The organism is Streptococcus sp. oral taxon 064 (genome assembly GCF_001683375.1).
Classification (GTDB): domain Bacteria; phylum Bacillota; class Bacilli; order Lactobacillales; family Streptococcaceae; genus Streptococcus; species Streptococcus oralis_S.
Genome location: NZ_CP016207.1, coordinates 1,821,852 through 1,836,473 on the forward strand (window position 1 = coordinate 1,821,852; position 14,622 = coordinate 1,836,473).

The window sequence follows — 14,622 nt, forward strand, 5'->3', positions numbered from 1 at the left end:
TTAGTTTTCCTCCTTTTCTACCTGAGCACTGTCAGACGAGATGACACCATCACGAATGACAATTTGGCGTTTGGCATAGGCAGCAATCTCAGGCTCATGCGTGACCATGATAATGGTTTTCCCTTCCTTGTTTAACTCCACCAACAGCTGCATGATTTGATTTCCCGTCTTGGTATCCAAGGCTCCTGTGGGTTCGTCTGCTAGGATGATAGAGGGATTATTTACCAAGGCACGCGCAATCGCTACACGCTGCTTTTGACCACCTGATAACTCAGAAGGCAAATGATGACTGCGCTCCGTCAACTCAACCTTTTCCAGAAATTCCTCAGCCAATTTTCGACGTTTTGAAGCCGAAACACCAGCGTAAATCAAGGGCAATTCGATGTTTTGAAGTGCATTGAGCTTGGACAAGAGAAAGAACTGCTGAAAGACAAAGCCGATTTGCTGATTGCGGACCTTGGCCAGTTGTTTCTCTCCCAGGCCTGCCACTTCTTGCCCTTCAAGGTAGTACTCTCCACTGGTTGGTGTATCCAACATTCCGATGGTATTCATCAACGTAGACTTACCAGAACCAGAAGGTCCCATAATGGCAACAAACTCACCTTCATGAACTTCTAGATTGATATTTTTAAGGACCTGCAGTTCTTGGTCACCATTTCGGTAACTCCTGCAAATATTTTTGAGACTAATTAGTTTCTTCATCAGCCTTCACCTCTTTTCCTTCTTCCAAGGAAGATGTTGGATTACTGATGACCTTGGCACCGTCTGTCAAACCTGAAGTAATTTCTTGGTTGTCTGCATCCGCATTCCCCAAAGTAACTTCTACCTTCTTCGCTTTTTTCTGGTCGTCAACGAGCCAGACATAGTTTTTGTCATTTTCGGTAACGACACTTGTCAAAGGAACAAGGATGGCTTTACTCTTGTTTTTGACTTCCACACTGACAGAGAAGCCTTGTTTCAACTCACCGATATCGCTAGTCACATCAACAGTATAAGGATACTTAGATCCAGTATTCCCTCCAAGAGCTGCATTTGCTGCTTCTCCATTGTTCTTAGGATAATCAGAAATATAGGTGATTTTTCCTGTCCAGCTCTTATCTTGGTAAACCTTCGAAGTAAAGGTAACTTCTTGCCCTACAGAGAGGTTGGCAAGATTGTATTCAGACAACTCCCCTTTGACTTGCAAGTTTTCATTACTTACAACATGTACTACCACTTGGCTATTACCTGTTGGAGATTTGGAAACATTACGATTAACTTCAACTACAGTCCCTTCAAGTGTACTGAGGACAGTTGCGGCATCTAGCTGTGCTTGAGCCTTGTTGAGTTGAGCAACAGCATCTGCACGGTTATCCTTGGCATCACTGATTTGAGAATCAATAGAAGATACTGAAGAAGTCGCTGCTTGCGCTTGTTCTGGGAGTCCAGCTTCTGTTGGAACCTGTGGAGAAGCTGGTGTAGCTGATGCATTTTCACGAGCCTTGTTTAACTCCTCGATATGACGGTCTGCCTTTGCAACTGCACGATCGGCTGCATCATAGGCAGCTTGAGCATCTGCACTGCTGTATTTGACCAACGCTTGCCCTTCTTCGACCTTGTCCCCGACTGAAACGAGGATTTCATCTAAATCTCCCTTACTAGCATCAAAATAAACGTATTGTTCATTTTTTGCTGTAACTGTACCTGACAAGAGAACCGATGAAGCAACAGAACCTTCCTTAGCAGTAACGATATGAGGGGTTTCCTCCTTGACAGCTGACTGGGAAGGTTGTCTAAAAATCAAAATCCCCGCAGCACCGATAACAATAGCACTGGCAACACCAATCGCTGTGTATAATTGCCATTTTTTTGCCTTCTTATTTCTTTTCATTTTTAAGCTCCTTTATTCTTTTGCCTTACAAAAACCATTATATCAGAAATACCGAGACCAAACAATGACAGTTCAGATGGAAACAATGACAATTCAGGATCATTATTTCGTTCGGCATTCGTTTATTGGATTATTGTGCTAGATATATAATACAATATCTTTTTGAATTTGGCAAGTGTTTTTATATTTTTTTTACCGTAGCAGATTTTTGCATTCAAAAAATAAAAACGATAGAATATGACTATCAAAGCTATAAGGAGTTTTCTATGAGAGAATATGATATCATCGCCATCGGTGGAGGAAGCGGCGGTATCGCCACTATGAACCGAGCTGGTGAACACGGGGCTAAAGCAGCTGTTATCGAGGAGAAAAAATTAGGTGGAACTTGTGTCAACGTTGGCTGTGTTCCTAAGAAAATCATGTGGTATGGAGCGCAAATTGCTGAAAGCTTCCACCACTACGGTCCTGACTATGGGTTTACGAGTTCAAATGTTCAGTTTGATTTCGCAAAACTTCGTCAAAACCGTGAAGCCTACATCGACCGTGCCCGCTCATCTTATGATGGAAGTTTCAAACGCAACGGTGTTGATTTGATTGAAGGTCGTGCTCATTTCGTTGATTCCCACACAGTCAGCGTCAATGGTGAATTGATTCGTGCCAAGCATATCGTGATTGCGACTGGCGCTCGTCCTAGCATCCCAATTATTCCTGGAGCTGAACTCGGTGGTAGCTCAGACGATGTCTTCGCTTGGGAGCAACTTCCTGACTCCGTTGCGATTCTTGGAGCTGGCTATATCGCCGTTGAATTAGCAGGTGTTCTCCACGCGCTAGGAGTAAAAACGGATTTGTTTGTCCGTCGTGATCGTCCCTTGCGTGGTTTTGACAGCTACATCGTTGAAGGACTTGTCAATGAAATGGAAAAAACAGGTCTACCTTTGCACACACATAAGGTACCTGTCAAGCTCGAAGAAACGGAGCAAGGTATTACCATTCATTTTGAAGACGGTTCTAGTCATACTGCCAGCCAAGTTATCTGGGCTACCGGTCGCCGTCCAAATGTAGACGGTCTTGAGTTAGAAAAGGCTGGAGTTACACTCAACCAACGTGGATTTATCCAAGTAGATGAATACCAAAATACTGTTGTAGATGGCATCTATGCTCTTGGAGATGTTACTGGTGAGAAAGAACTGACCCCAGTAGCCATCAAGGCAGGACGTACCTTATCTGAACGCCTCTTCAACGGGAAAACAAATGCTAAGATGGACTACACGACTATCCCTACTGTTGTCTTCTCCCACCCAGCAATCGGAACAGTCGGTTTAACTGAAGATCAAGCTATCAAAGAATACGGCCAAGATAACATTAAAGTCTACAAGTCAAGCTTTGCATCTATGTACTCAGCCGTTACAAACCATCGTCAAGAATCTCGCTTCAAACTCATCACCGCCGGTGCTGATGAAAAAGTTGTTGGCCTACACGGACTTGGTTACGGAGTGGATGAGATGATTCAAGGATTCGCTGTTGCTATTAAGATGGGAGCTACCAAGGCGGACTTTGATGCTACAGTAGCTATCCACCCAACCGCTTCAGAAGAATTTGTGACCATGCGCTAATTATCGCAAGAGACCTCTTGAGGTCTCTTTTTACTTGCAAAATCGGCTGTTACAAAATTGTTACCTTGATTTCATAAATAGGTTGACTTTTCTTTCTAAATTAGTATAATAGTTACTATAATTTTGAAAAGAGGTTAACAGTTTTGAAAAAAGCTCATATCTATGCTATCCCTGCTATCGGTGCTGCTCTCATCGCCGTATTGGCACAAATCAGTCTCCCTATCGGTCCTGTACCTTTCACTTTGCAAAACTTTGCGATTGGTCTGATTGCTACTGTTTTTAGACCCAGAGAAGCCGTTCTATCTGTAGCTCTCTATCTCCTGCTGGGTGCCATTGGTTTACCTGTCTTTGCAGGGGGTGGTGCAGGATTTCACGTTTTAGTCGGCCCAAGTGCAGGCTATCTTTGGTTCGACCTTGTCTATGCTGGACTTACATCTTATCTCATCCATCAAAATAGTGGCTACATTCGCATTTTCCTAGCCAACCTCTTGGGTGACTCCCTCGTCTTTGTCGGAGGCATTCTCAGCCTCCACTTCCTAGCTGGTATGCCATTTGATCAGGCACTAGCTGTCGGTGTCCTTCCCTTTATCCTCCCTGATCTTGGTAAGATTATTGCCATTAGTTTCATTAGTCGTCCCCTACTCAAACGATTGAAAAGCCTTCCATATTTTTCAAGATAAAAGAATAGTCCAGAACAATTGTTCTGGACTATTTCCATTCTAAGAATCAACTGTACACTATTTAGCTACTTGACTATTCTTATACCGGTATGAATATTAATCGTTTTATTCTTCAAATTATAGTTATTCACGATATGCAAAGTAGAAAAGTATTCTAATTGATTCAAACCAAATAAGCTTCCATTGATTTTGGATGCTTAGCAATTGTATACTTTTCAGAAAACGCATTTTCAATGATTGAGCTATATTTTATAAATTATTTGTGATACAATAGAGCTACCTAAAAGATTCAGAAAATTTAATGTTCATTGATTGTTTATATTAACTTGAACATTCTGATTTTTCTTCATTCAAAAATAACTGTAAATAATTATAAGAAGAAAGGTAATTCTATGGCAAAGAATACTCGTGAGCTAATCATTAGAGCTCTCATCACACTAGCTAAGAAAAATCCTCAGCGTAGTTCCTTTACAATGACTGAAATTGCTGCTGAAGCTGGTATTTCACGACAAGCGATTTATCAAAAGCATTTTAACAACTTTGAAGATATTATCGAATACATTTACGAAGAGACCAATCAGCACATTTTTAACGTCTTTAATAAGTTCTGCCCTAGCAATGATGGAGATCCTATCAGCTTTTTAGCAGACCATATACTTCCTCTCATATACGAAAAAAGGGAAGTTATTAACACCTTGTATACCACACAAGTCGACCCATGTTGGAAGGAATTTCTGCGTGGAACATACTCAGAGTGGGTACTAAAGAATGTCAATTACCAACTGAAATATAATTTTAATAAAGAGGACATCGCTTATATCATTACGACCATGGCCATCTCTTTTATTGAAGTCTGGATTCGTAAAGATAATCCAATGCCACCTGAAGAGTATAGAGAGACTTTCATTCAATTGGCTAAGACTTCTCTCTGTGACTATATTGTGTCCTAAAAAAAGAATCTTGAGTTCTACTCAAGATTCTTTTTATTGTCCCCCTTTAAAGGCATCGACCATTACCTGAAATTCTTCATTGGAAAGCGTGATTCCTTTGCCCATTTTGGTATGGTCAGGACTCCAAGAACGAATATCAAACTTTGCAGGGGCACCATTAAAGCTAACGCGATTTAGTTCTTTTGTCCATCCTTTGTCATTTTCAGACAAGGTGAGCAAGTGTTCTTCAATCTCAAATGTAAATTCTGCCATTTTAACTCCTTTATGTGATATGCTTTCTATAGTCTATTCGTAAAAATCTTGTGGTTTTTAGGAAAATTTTATATAATGTGGATATATAAGAAGGGAGGACTCTATGAGACAGACATTCAAACTAGTTCTAGATAAACTACATGGTTTTCTCAATGGGAATGATGATCATCCTCAAATCGAGGATAACTCCCTCACTGCTATGATTGAACAAGCCATCCAGAAAAAGACGGCTGTTCATGTTATACTTGCTGAGACAAGTTTTACGGGTGATATTGTTAAACACGATGCTAATCGCCAACAAATTATCGTCAAAAATTTTTCAAAAAACGTAACTCGAATCATTCGTATCAGTGATATTAAACGACTTCGTTTTGTTCCCTCAACTGTACAAAAAGCTCAGAAAAGTCTATTTAAGAAAGAGTGAGATGTTCTTTGCATCCCACTCTTTTTCTTAACGGATTTGTTCAAAATGAAGGTGAACTGCGATATGGTCGCCATAACCACTTCTCTCCAAATCGCGTTGCAAGCGATAAGAGATATAGTGTTCTGCAATGGTAATGTAACCAGCTCCAAGTAAGCGGTGCTCGACCATTGATTGGATCATGCTGATAGTCGCACGTTCCACTTTTGCTTCTTCCAAGTCCAAAACGACTTTTTTAGTAACTTGCGCTAGGTTTTGACGCAGGTCATCGGTCAAAACATAAACTGTTTGAGCTGCTTTTAGGACAGCTTGGTAAATTTTATCTGGATCAAATTCAGCAATTTCTCCATTACGTTTGATTACTTGCATAAGGTTCTCCTTTATTCTTTGTTTTCTTTGATTTCGGCCAACATCTTTTCTTCTTCGGCTGTCAGTTGATAGTTTTCTAGCAGGTCAGGTCTGCGCTTGTAGGTTTTCTTTAGACTCTCATACAGTCGCCACTGGCGAATCTTTTCATGGTGCCCACTCATGAGCACATCTGGCACGACCATGCCTCGATAGTCATAAGGGCGTGTATACTGAGGATATTCGAGAAGACCTGAAGAAAAGCTATCATCCTGGTGGCTAGACTCCTTACCAATCACTTCTGGTATCAGGCGAACGGTCGCATCAATCATGGTCATGGCCGCCAATTCTCCTCCAGTCAAAACATAGTCTCCTAGAGAAATTTCATCGGTTACCAAGGTCTTGATGCGCTCGTCATACCCTTCATAGTGACCACAGATAAAGATCAGTTCCTCTTCTTGAGCCAAAGCCTCAGCGTAAGCTTGATCGAATTGTTTCCCAGCAGGATCGAGAAGAATGACGCGGGGATTATTCTTTTCAATGGCATCAAAGGCATCGAAAATAGGTTGGGCACGGAGCAACATTCCTTGACCGCCTCCGTAGGGCTCATCGTCAACATGACGGGCTTTTTCAGCGTATTCTCTGAAATTATGGTACTGGATATCCAAGAGCCCTTTTTCTCGAGCCTTCCCAACAATCGAGTGCTCCAGCGGAGAAAACATCTCCGGAAAGAGGGTTAAAATATCAATCTTCATCATCTAACCCTTCTAAGATTTCCACTTCGACCCGCTTGTTTAGAATATCAACATTGAGAACTACTGGCGGAATGTAAGGTAAAAGCAAATCTCGCTTACCTTTTCGCTTTACCACCCAGACATCATTGGCTCCTGGTTGCAGAATTTCCTTGATGGTTCCAATCAAGTTATCACCCTCGTAAACTTCCAAACCGATAATCTCGTGATAATAGAATTCACCATCATCTAAATCGTTCAAATCTTCCTCAGCGACCTTGAGACTATAACCCTTGTACTTTTCAATCGCATTGATATGGTACATATCTTTGAACTTGATAATGTCAAAGTTCTTCTGCTTACGGTGACTTGCGATGGTCACTGTTTGGACAAACTGATCTTTTTCATCAAATAAAGCCAGCTCTGCCCCCTTTTTAAACCGTTCCTCAGCAAAATCCGTCACAGACAAGACACGCATCTCACCCTGTAAACCCTGCGTATTAACGATTTTTCCAACATTAAAGTAGTTCATCTTGTCTCCTGTACTCTCCTTCTTTCCATCTTATTCTGACAATTCTCGAATAATAGCCGCAATCTTTTTTGATTCTGACCATTGTAAATAATGGTGATTTCCTCCTAAAATGAGTTTAGTATTGGAAGTCCAATATTCTGATTCTCTGTACTCTTTTTCTCTATAAGCCTGACAGAAAATAAATACAGGGATACAATCTGCTATTGATACATCCTCAAAATCTTCCTCAGTAATCTCTCCAGATATCTGAAATCCTGGATTTTGCTTTTCCAACTCTAAGCTTTTTTCTTGTATTATTTCCCAGATTTCTTTATTCGTTTCAGGGCTAAATATTGCTTGAGTTAAATTCTTCAAATAAAGTTCAGGACCATACTCGTCAATCAACCTCATCTGCTCTTCCATTCCTGGATAAGGAGTTTCTGAAAAATCAGCAAATATGACTTTTTTAGTTGTCGGTTCAATCGCTACTAAAGCTTGACACTTAATTGGCTTGTTGAGCAATTTGCAAGCTAAAATTCCACTCAAACTATGTACACAAAGTATATATTCAGAAATCGCCAATTCTTCAAGTACTTCATAAACTGCGTCTACAAGATTATCCAGCTTTTTTCCAGCTTGGTCATGAATCGGACTTCTACCTGTGTTTGGAAAATCAATTGTCAAATAACCAATTGTGGGAGGAAGTTTTTCAAGTATAAGTGAAAAATTTTCATAACTTGGTAGCAAACCTGCTCCATTTAGACAAACTAGCACTTTCTTTTGCTTTTGATAAGTAACAGAGAGACTGCCAATTTTCGTAGACACATCAATCCTCTTCATAAAGAAATCCACTCATTCTATATAATGAATTATTAAAAATCCTTATCCTTTATTTTATCACGTTCCAAGGATTTTCACAAGTTGGAGAAAGAGGACATCAACTCTCCTTCCCCTTCAAAAAACTCTCCAAATCTCTTTCATGTTGGTACTTAATGGCCGCTTTTTTATCTTTGTCAAAGATGGTTTTGGTTAGGTCAATATCGTTGATAGCCGCAATAGCGACCGTGTAGTGAATAATATCAGCTAGTTCTTTGGCAAGTTCCTCATTTGAGTCCTGGACGCCCTCTTTTCGACCAGAGCGCCCATTCAAGACCTCGGCTACTTCTCCGACTTCCTCCACTAGCTTGATAAAGAGGCCTTCCTCAGTTCGAGATTGCTGGTAATGTTCGAGTAAGTAAGCTTGTAATTGTCTAAAGGTTAAATCCTTCATCTTCTCCTCAACAAAAAAAGCGAGACATCTGTCCCGCTTTTTTATTTTTCATCGATAACGATTCTTACTTTCTTGTCTTCAGTTGGGACAGAGTAGACAATCGTTCTTATCGCTGAGATAGTGCGACCCTTACGACCGATAACACGACCGACATCGCTTTGGTCAAGATCCAAGTGATACTCCAAAAACTCTGGTGTGTCTTCAATCTTGATAGTTAAGGCATCAGGTTGTGAAATCAAAGGTTTCACAATCGCAATAATGAGATTTTCAATCGTATCCATCTGTCAACCTACTTTAAACTTATTTTGAGAATTTAGAATCGTGGAATTTTTTCAATACACCTTCTTTTGAAAGGATGTTGCGAACTGTATCTGAAGGTTGAGCTCCATCAGCCAACCATGCAAGAATGCGGTCTTCTTTCAAAGTTACTTGGTTTTCAGCAACAAGTGGGTTGTAAGTCCCAACTGTTTCGATGAAACGTCCGTCACGTGGTGAACGTGAGTCTGCTACGTTGATACGGTAGAAAGGTTTTTTCTTAGAACCCATACGAGTCAAACGGATTTTAACTGCCATTTTTTAATGTCTCTTTTCTTATTTTTTTATTTCGGTGAAATAGCTGAGCTATTTAGCACATGTTCTATTATAGCAGATTTCTGACAGGTGTCAAGAAAAAAACTTGACAGAGTTTAAAATTTTTATTTTTTTAGAAATTTATTAGATTAATAGGGATAAATTAGAAAGAGAAACTTTATGAATACTAGTCTAGAGAACATTTACAAAGACCATCAGGTTAAGCCTTACATCTCTCCTGATCATGATATCGAGACTTCGCTACTAAATCCCAAGTTTGTCCCAAAATGAAATAGAAGACAATCTTCTGGCAGGTGATATTATCCTCCTTTGGAGAATCAACTTTGGTATTTTTACCACCGAAAGCTGGTTTTTAAAACTCCAATTTGAATATATTTCAAAATCCACTTAAAATCAACGTTTTCCCGATTTTTCAGAAAATAAATTTTCATCTAATTTGAATAACTTTTAATTGAATGGTGTGATATATGAAGTGTTGTAAATGCTGTATTGTAGCTAGTTCTTAACGTTTAGAGAACTGGCTAGCTTTGCGAGCTTTCTTAAGACTTGGTTTGGAAAGTATAGATTTCAATTGAACTAAAACAGCGAAATATCAAGGATTTTAAGAACAATATCTACTAATTAATTTATAAAATATGAATTAATAGATTCTAAATAGGGGAATAATTTAGTTCTGTAAAAATTAATTTCTGCACCTACAATGCTTATTCTGACAGACTTAATAACAGTCTAAAAAAAGTAGAGATTCATACAGTATCTAGATTTTCCAAAAATTCTTTATCATCAAATATTATTAACGAAACTATCCAAACCAAATCCGATGCATTGCTTCAAAGAATTCTTTAGTTGTTTAACTAGCAAGGTCTTTAATTAAAAAATTTTTTCAAATAATTGCCTCATTGACACATAAATTCTTGCTTTCTAAATTTAAGTGTGATATATTTATAACACAAAAAAGGAGTCTATCATGAAAAAAAGTAAAAAAATGCGTGGCCTCATTGCAATGATTGCCGTAGCTCTCTTTATTGATTTTACTGTTTTATTTGGTTCTAATCTTAGTTGGGGAACCAAGTTAGTTATTGCTGGTATTTCAGTGTTAGGTCAGATTGTAGCTATTTGGGGCTGGCTACATATGAAACCACTGCCCCATAAGAGTCAGAAAGGTAAGGGAAAGATTATTTTTGACTTGTCTGCTAAGCTTTACACGATACTTTTGTTTGCAGCAAGCATTTTTTATACAGTAGGAATTTGGGTTGCGACCCCAAGCGAAAGTTCTGGTATTAAAGAATGGATTTTAGGAATTGGCCTCGTTATTGAAGTGATTGTATTTGGTTCTTTCTCTTTGAGAAATGTCAAGGAAACTCCAGACGAACGCTTTTATGCTAATTTAGCAAAAACAGCTAGCTTGATGTTTGTTTTTATACTAGGTGCACTGATGATCCTAGCAGTTATCATTGGGTATATGGGGTCTCTCACTCTTTACATGGGCCAGATCTTTATTAGCATAGCTGCCTTGATTTGCATCTTTGCGGTTGCCTATCTTATTTTGGAACGTAGAGGATAAGCATGGCCAAAGAAAGCAAGATTATTACTAATCTCAAATCTGTTCGTGAGTCCACAGGCATGACCCAGCAGGAGTTAGCCGACCTCATCGGAATGCGACGCGAGACAATTCTGCACTTGGAAAATAACCGTTACAATCCTTCGCTGGAAATGGCTCTTAAAATTGCTCAAGTTTTTAATCTTAAAGTAGAAGACCTCTTTGAACTCAGAAAAAAAGAGGAAGCATAATTCTTTTCGAGACCTGGTTTCCTAAATATTTCGAGTACACTTATGGCATTAATGCACCAAAACATCTAAGCAGTCTGGTAGAAAAAGGCTATACTATTATCGAAACCGCCTTCGATTCACTCGACCATCTGAATGCTACAATGAAAAAGAATATCCTCAAAAGTAAGGGAGTTACAGGACTTTCTAAGATGAAAGCGGCTGATCTTGTTCAAACTCTTCATGAAAACTTATCAGAAGAGGAATTAGCTAGTCACTTTTCGATTCGATGCTACAAATTGACTCCAAAGGGAGAGCAGATACTGGAACAATATCAGGAAATTATCGACCGTCATCCAAAGAAAAATCTCTAAACAAGCAGTCTGAAGATTTATTTTCTGAAAACTTGCCTTATCTTTTACATTTGAAATCAAACTCCTTTTAAGGTACAATGGTAGAAATGAATTTTTGAGAGGTTAACAATGAAAAAACTAGCAACCCTTCTTTTACTATCAACGGTATCCCTTGCTGGATGTACTAGTATCCAACGTGGTCTCCATGGTGATGAGTATGTCGACTCTAGCATCTCAGCTGAAGAAAGCTCAAAAGCAGCTGCTCAGGCTGCCAAAGATTTGAATGACGCTTTGACCAATGACAATGCCAACTTCCCTCAACTTTCTAAGGAAGTTGCCGAAGATGAAGCCGAGGTCATTTTACACACAAATCAAGGCGATATCCGCATCAAACTCTTTCCAAAACTAGCACCACTAGCAGTTGAAAACTTCCTTACTCACGCTAAGGAAGGCTATTATAACGGCATCACCTTCCACCGTATCATCGATGGCTTTATGGTCCAAACTGGAGATCCTAAGGGAGATGGTACAGGGGGCCAATCTATCTGGCATGATAAGGATAAAACAAAGGACAAGGGAACTGGTTTCAAAAATGAAATCTCTCCTTACCTATACAATATCCGAGGAGCCCTTGCTATGGCTAATACTGGTCAACCAAACACCAACGGTAGCCAGTTCTTCATCAACCAAAACTCAACAGATATTTCAGCTAAACTCCCTACCAGCAAGTATCCAAAGAAAATCATCGAAGCCTATAAAGAAGGTGGAAATCCAAGTCTAGACGGCAAACACCCTGTCTTTGGTCAAGTCATCGATGGCATGGATGTTGTTGACAAGATTGCCAAAGCTGAAAAAGATGAGAAAGACAAACCAACGTCTGCTATCACCATTGATAGTATCGAAGTGATGAAAGACTACGACTTCAGCAAAAAATAAGCCATCAACAGATAAGGAGATAATGACATGATTTTATTTTGGGGTTCTAAAGGTTATCAGAAAGATTTGGGACATACGCAAACTGCGATCGAATGTGGTCACTGTAACAATGTCGACACTTGGGAGATCGTAGAAACTGGGCGCAAGTTCACCCTCTACTGGATTCCACTTTTTCCTTATGGTAAAAGTTACTTCGTTTCTTGTCCGATTTGCCACTACGGTAAAGAAATTGAGAAATCTGAAGTTGAAAACTATTTAAATTACTAGTCAAAAAAGCCAAGTCATTTCAACTTGGCTTTTTTACTGCTTTTAAGTTAGCTTGTTAAAGTCCCAGATTTGGTCCATCCAGCCTTCATAAAAGTCTGGTTCGTGGCAAACCATAAGAATGCTTCCTTTGTATTCTTTAAGCGCCCGTTTGAGTTCTTCCTTGGCATCCACATCCAAGTGGTTGGTCGGCTCGTCCAGTACTAAGACGTTGTTTTCACGATTCATCAAGAGACAGAAACGCACCTTGGCCTGTTCCCCACCTGACAAGACCTGAATTTGGCTTTCGATGTGCTTGGTTGTCAAACCACAACGAGCAAGGGCTGCACGGACCTCTGCTTGGTTAAGTGCAGGAAAGGCATTCCAGACGGCCTCTAGTGGTGTTTGACGATTTCCACCTTCTACTTCCTGTTCAAAGTAACCAAGTTCTAGGTAGTCACCTCGTTCGACTTCTCCAGCGATTGGTGGGATAATACCCAAGAGAGACTTCAAGAGAGTTGTTTTCCCGATACCATTGGCTCCAATAATGGCAACCTTTTGATTGCGTTCAAAGGTGAGATTTAAGGGTTTGGTAAGTGGACGGTCATAACCAATCTGCAAGTCCTTGGCTTGGAATATAAAGCGCCCTGGCGTACGAGCTGGTTTGAAATCAAAGGATGGTTTTGGCTTCTCACTTTGCAGTTCAATGATATCCATCTTGTCGAGTTTCTTTTGACGGGACATGGCCATGTTTCGAGTTGCGACACGGGCTTTATTGCGGGCTACGAAATCCTTGAGGTCCGCTATCTCTTTCTGCTGACGTTCGTAGGCTGCTTCCAACTGAGATTTCTTCATGGCATAGACTTCTTGGAACTGGTAGTAGTCACCAGAGTAACGCGTCAACTGTTGATTTTCCACATGGTAAACGATATTGATTACATCGTTTAGGAAAGGAATATCATGCGAAATAAGGACAAAGGCATTCTCATAGTTTTGGAGATAACGCTTGAGCCAGTCAATGTGTTCAGCATCCAAGTAGTTGGTTGGCTCGTCAAGCAGCAAAATATCTGGCTTTTCAAGGAGGAGTTTAGCCAAAAGCACCTTGGTTCTTTGTCCACCTGATAAGGCTGTTACATCCGTATCCATGCCAAAGTCCATGACACCGAGAGCACGCGCTACTTCATCAATCTTAGCATCCAAAGTATAGAAATCTCGACTTTCCAAACGATCTTGGAGTTCACCAACTTCTTCCATGAGTGCATCAATATCCGCTCCGTCTTCGGCCATTTCCATATAGAGCTCATTGATACGAGTTTCTGCTTTAAATAGTTCATCAAAGGCTGTCCGCAAGACATCACGCACAGTTTGACCTTCCTTTTGCACAGCATGCTGATCCAGATAGCCAGCAGTCACATACTTAGACCACTCCACTTTCCCTTCGTCAGGTAACATCTTACCAGTCACAATACTCATAAAGGTTGATTTCCCTTCACCGTTAGCACCAACTAGACCGATATGTTCTCCCTTTAGGAGACGGAAAGACACATCTTCAAAAATTGCACGGTCACCAAAACCGTGACTCAAATTTTTAACTTCTAAAATACTCATTCTAATTCCTCATCTTGTTTTTATGCAGTCCTTTATAGAGGAGCCAAGCCAGATAGCCTCCCAAGGTATTGGTCCACAAATCATCAATCTCAAAGACGCGATTAAAATCAAAGAAAAAATCTAAAACCAATTGCGTGCACTCAATTCCTAGACTCAGAAGAAAGCTGAGAAGGAGGATTTTTTTCGTTTGCCGCAGGTTTGGACAGAGATAGATGAGTTGAAAGACCATAGGGAAGAGCAAGAAGACATTTAAAATATTCTGCAAAAAGATCCAAATGACTTGTCCCAAACTGGTCACTTCACCTAGATTCCAAAGGGAGTTTAAGGGAGTTAAAAGAAAAACCAGGCGTCCAAAAGTTTGAATACCTGGAGTTTCCACTCCTGTAGGAAGTTGAGGCTGCGGAGTGAAGCAAAAACAGACAATGCAAAGGCTGTAGACAGCCACTCCCAATCTTAAGATTAATTCTCTTTTTCTAGTCAT

Annotated in this window: 21 protein-coding genes and 1 pseudogene; 10 read left to right on the forward strand and 12 right to left on the reverse strand. The window is 40.0% G+C overall.

What is annotated here, in order from left to right:
* Both AXF18_RS08955 and AXF18_RS08960 read right to left on the reverse strand, forming a co-directional pair.
* Entirely contained in the window at positions 1 to 702 is a 702-nt protein-coding gene (locus tag AXF18_RS08955; protein WP_065371843.1) for an ABC transporter ATP-binding protein, read from the reverse strand.
* Positions 686 to 1,870: an efflux RND transporter periplasmic adaptor subunit gene (locus AXF18_RS08960; RefSeq protein WP_065371844.1), complete on the reverse strand. Its 1,185-nt coding sequence runs from the start codon at positions 1,868 to 1,870 to the stop codon at positions 686 to 688. The genes AXF18_RS08955 and AXF18_RS08960 overlap by 17 nt, the downstream gene beginning before the upstream one ends.
* Before the next feature lie 266 nt (positions 1,871 to 2,136).
* On the opposite strand from AXF18_RS08960, the gene gor reads away from it, so the two are divergent.
* The 3 genes from gor (at position 2,137) to AXF18_RS08975 (ending at position 5,113) form a co-directional block, all read left to right on the forward strand.
* Complete coding sequence (gor, locus tag AXF18_RS08965; protein ID WP_065371845.1) at positions 2,137 to 3,483, forward strand: glutathione-disulfide reductase; 1,347 nt, start codon at positions 2,137 to 2,139, stop codon at positions 3,481 to 3,483.
* Positions 3,484 to 3,626: 143 nt separating this feature from the next.
* Positions 3,627 to 4,163, forward strand: coding sequence for a biotin transporter BioY (locus tag AXF18_RS08970; RefSeq protein WP_000709019.1), 537 nt, complete (start codon positions 3,627 to 3,629; stop codon positions 4,161 to 4,163).
* Between the two features lie 392 nt (positions 4,164 to 4,555).
* Entirely contained in the window at positions 4,556 to 5,113 is a 558-nt protein-coding gene (locus tag AXF18_RS08975) for a TetR/AcrR family transcriptional regulator (RefSeq protein WP_065371846.1), read from the forward strand.
* A gap of 33 nt (positions 5,114 to 5,146) precedes the next feature.
* Here the strand turns inward: AXF18_RS08975 and AXF18_RS08980 are convergent, their stop codons facing one another.
* Positions 5,147 to 5,365 (reverse strand): YdbC family protein, encoded by a 219-nt coding sequence (locus AXF18_RS08980; RefSeq protein WP_000807419.1) that lies wholly within the window; start codon positions 5,363 to 5,365, stop codon positions 5,147 to 5,149.
* Positions 5,366 to 5,468: 103 nt separating this feature from the next.
* On the opposite strand from AXF18_RS08980, the gene AXF18_RS08985 reads away from it, so the two are divergent.
* Positions 5,469 to 5,789 carry a hypothetical protein gene (locus AXF18_RS08985; RefSeq protein ID WP_001250030.1) on the forward strand — a complete coding sequence of 107 codons (321 nt, stop codon included), beginning with the start codon at positions 5,469 to 5,471 and terminating at the stop codon, positions 5,787 to 5,789.
* 27 nt (positions 5,790 to 5,816) lie between these two features.
* Here AXF18_RS08985 and AXF18_RS08990 read toward each other — a convergent pair whose 3' ends face one another.
* The 7 genes from AXF18_RS08990 to rpsP all read right to left on the reverse strand — a co-directional run bounded on the left by AXF18_RS08990 (position 5,817) and on the right by rpsP (position 9,216).
* Positions 5,817 to 6,155, reverse strand: a complete 339-nt coding sequence (locus AXF18_RS08990; RefSeq protein WP_001196045.1) for an ATP cone domain-containing protein — start codon at positions 6,153 to 6,155, stop codon at positions 5,817 to 5,819.
* A gap of 11 nt (positions 6,156 to 6,166) precedes the next feature.
* Positions 6,167 to 6,886 (reverse strand): tRNA (guanosine(37)-N1)-methyltransferase TrmD, encoded by a 720-nt coding sequence (gene trmD / locus AXF18_RS08995; protein ID WP_065371956.1) that lies wholly within the window; start codon positions 6,884 to 6,886, stop codon positions 6,167 to 6,169.
* Positions 6,876 to 7,394 carry a ribosome maturation factor RimM gene (gene rimM, locus AXF18_RS09000; RefSeq protein WP_065371847.1) on the reverse strand — a complete coding sequence of 173 codons (519 nt, stop codon included), beginning with the start codon at positions 7,392 to 7,394 and terminating at the stop codon, positions 6,876 to 6,878. The genes trmD and rimM overlap by 11 nt, the downstream gene beginning before the upstream one ends.
* 30 nt (positions 7,395 to 7,424) lie before the next feature.
* A complete protein-coding gene (locus AXF18_RS09005) occupies positions 7,425 to 8,213 on the reverse strand; it encodes an alpha/beta hydrolase (protein ID WP_061588262.1) in 789 nt (262 codons plus the stop codon).
* Positions 8,214 to 8,310: 97 nt separating this feature from the next.
* Positions 8,311 to 8,643 carry a MazG nucleotide pyrophosphohydrolase domain-containing protein gene (locus AXF18_RS09010; RefSeq protein ID WP_061588263.1) on the reverse strand — a complete coding sequence of 111 codons (333 nt, stop codon included), beginning with the start codon at positions 8,641 to 8,643 and terminating at the stop codon, positions 8,311 to 8,313.
* A 41-nt stretch (positions 8,644 to 8,684) separates the two neighbouring features.
* The gene (gene kphA, locus AXF18_RS09015; RefSeq protein WP_000379617.1) at positions 8,685 to 8,924 is read right to left on the reverse strand and encodes an RNA-binding protein KphA; all 240 of its coding nucleotides are present in this window, start codon (positions 8,922 to 8,924) and stop codon (positions 8,685 to 8,687) included.
* A gap of 19 nt (positions 8,925 to 8,943) precedes the next feature.
* The gene (rpsP, locus tag AXF18_RS09020) at positions 8,944 to 9,216 is read right to left on the reverse strand and encodes a 30S ribosomal protein S16 (protein WP_049520696.1); all 273 of its coding nucleotides are present in this window, start codon (positions 9,214 to 9,216) and stop codon (positions 8,944 to 8,946) included.
* 177 nt (positions 9,217 to 9,393) lie between these two features.
* Between rpsP and AXF18_RS10285 the strand changes: the two are divergent.
* The 6 genes and pseudogenes from AXF18_RS10285 to AXF18_RS09045 all read left to right on the forward strand — a co-directional run bounded on the left by AXF18_RS10285 (position 9,394) and on the right by AXF18_RS09045 (position 12,557).
* Positions 9,394 to 9,625: pseudogene (locus AXF18_RS10285) on the forward strand (hypothetical protein).
* A 576-nt stretch (positions 9,626 to 10,201) separates the two neighbouring features.
* The gene (locus tag AXF18_RS09025) at positions 10,202 to 10,798 is read left to right on the forward strand and encodes a DUF3796 domain-containing protein (protein ID WP_065371848.1); all 597 of its coding nucleotides are present in this window, start codon (positions 10,202 to 10,204) and stop codon (positions 10,796 to 10,798) included.
* A 2-nt stretch (positions 10,799 to 10,800) separates the two neighbouring features.
* A complete protein-coding gene (locus AXF18_RS09030; protein ID WP_065371849.1) occupies positions 10,801 to 11,025 on the forward strand; it encodes a helix-turn-helix transcriptional regulator in 225 nt (74 codons plus the stop codon).
* 140 nt (positions 11,026 to 11,165) lie between these two features.
* Positions 11,166 to 11,375, forward strand: coding sequence for a hypothetical protein (locus AXF18_RS10235; protein ID WP_084437481.1), 210 nt, complete (start codon positions 11,166 to 11,168; stop codon positions 11,373 to 11,375).
* Between the two features lie 108 nt (positions 11,376 to 11,483).
* Positions 11,484 to 12,290 carry a peptidylprolyl isomerase gene (locus AXF18_RS09040; RefSeq protein WP_065371851.1) on the forward strand — a complete coding sequence of 269 codons (807 nt, stop codon included), beginning with the start codon at positions 11,484 to 11,486 and terminating at the stop codon, positions 12,288 to 12,290.
* Positions 12,291 to 12,317: 27 nt separating this feature from the next.
* The gene (locus AXF18_RS09045; protein ID WP_000600214.1) at positions 12,318 to 12,557 is read left to right on the forward strand and encodes a zinc-ribbon domain-containing protein; all 240 of its coding nucleotides are present in this window, start codon (positions 12,318 to 12,320) and stop codon (positions 12,555 to 12,557) included.
* A 42-nt stretch (positions 12,558 to 12,599) separates the two neighbouring features.
* On the opposite strand, the gene AXF18_RS09050 is transcribed toward AXF18_RS09045, so the two are convergent.
* Together AXF18_RS09050 and AXF18_RS09055 are read right to left on the reverse strand one after the other, a co-directional pair.
* Entirely contained in the window at positions 12,600 to 14,141 is a 1,542-nt protein-coding gene (locus tag AXF18_RS09050) for an ABC-F family ATP-binding cassette domain-containing protein (RefSeq protein WP_065371852.1), read from the reverse strand.
* Between the two features lies 1 nt (position 14,142).
* A complete protein-coding gene (locus AXF18_RS09055) occupies positions 14,143 to 14,622 on the reverse strand; it encodes a VanZ family protein (protein ID WP_065371853.1) in 480 nt (159 codons plus the stop codon).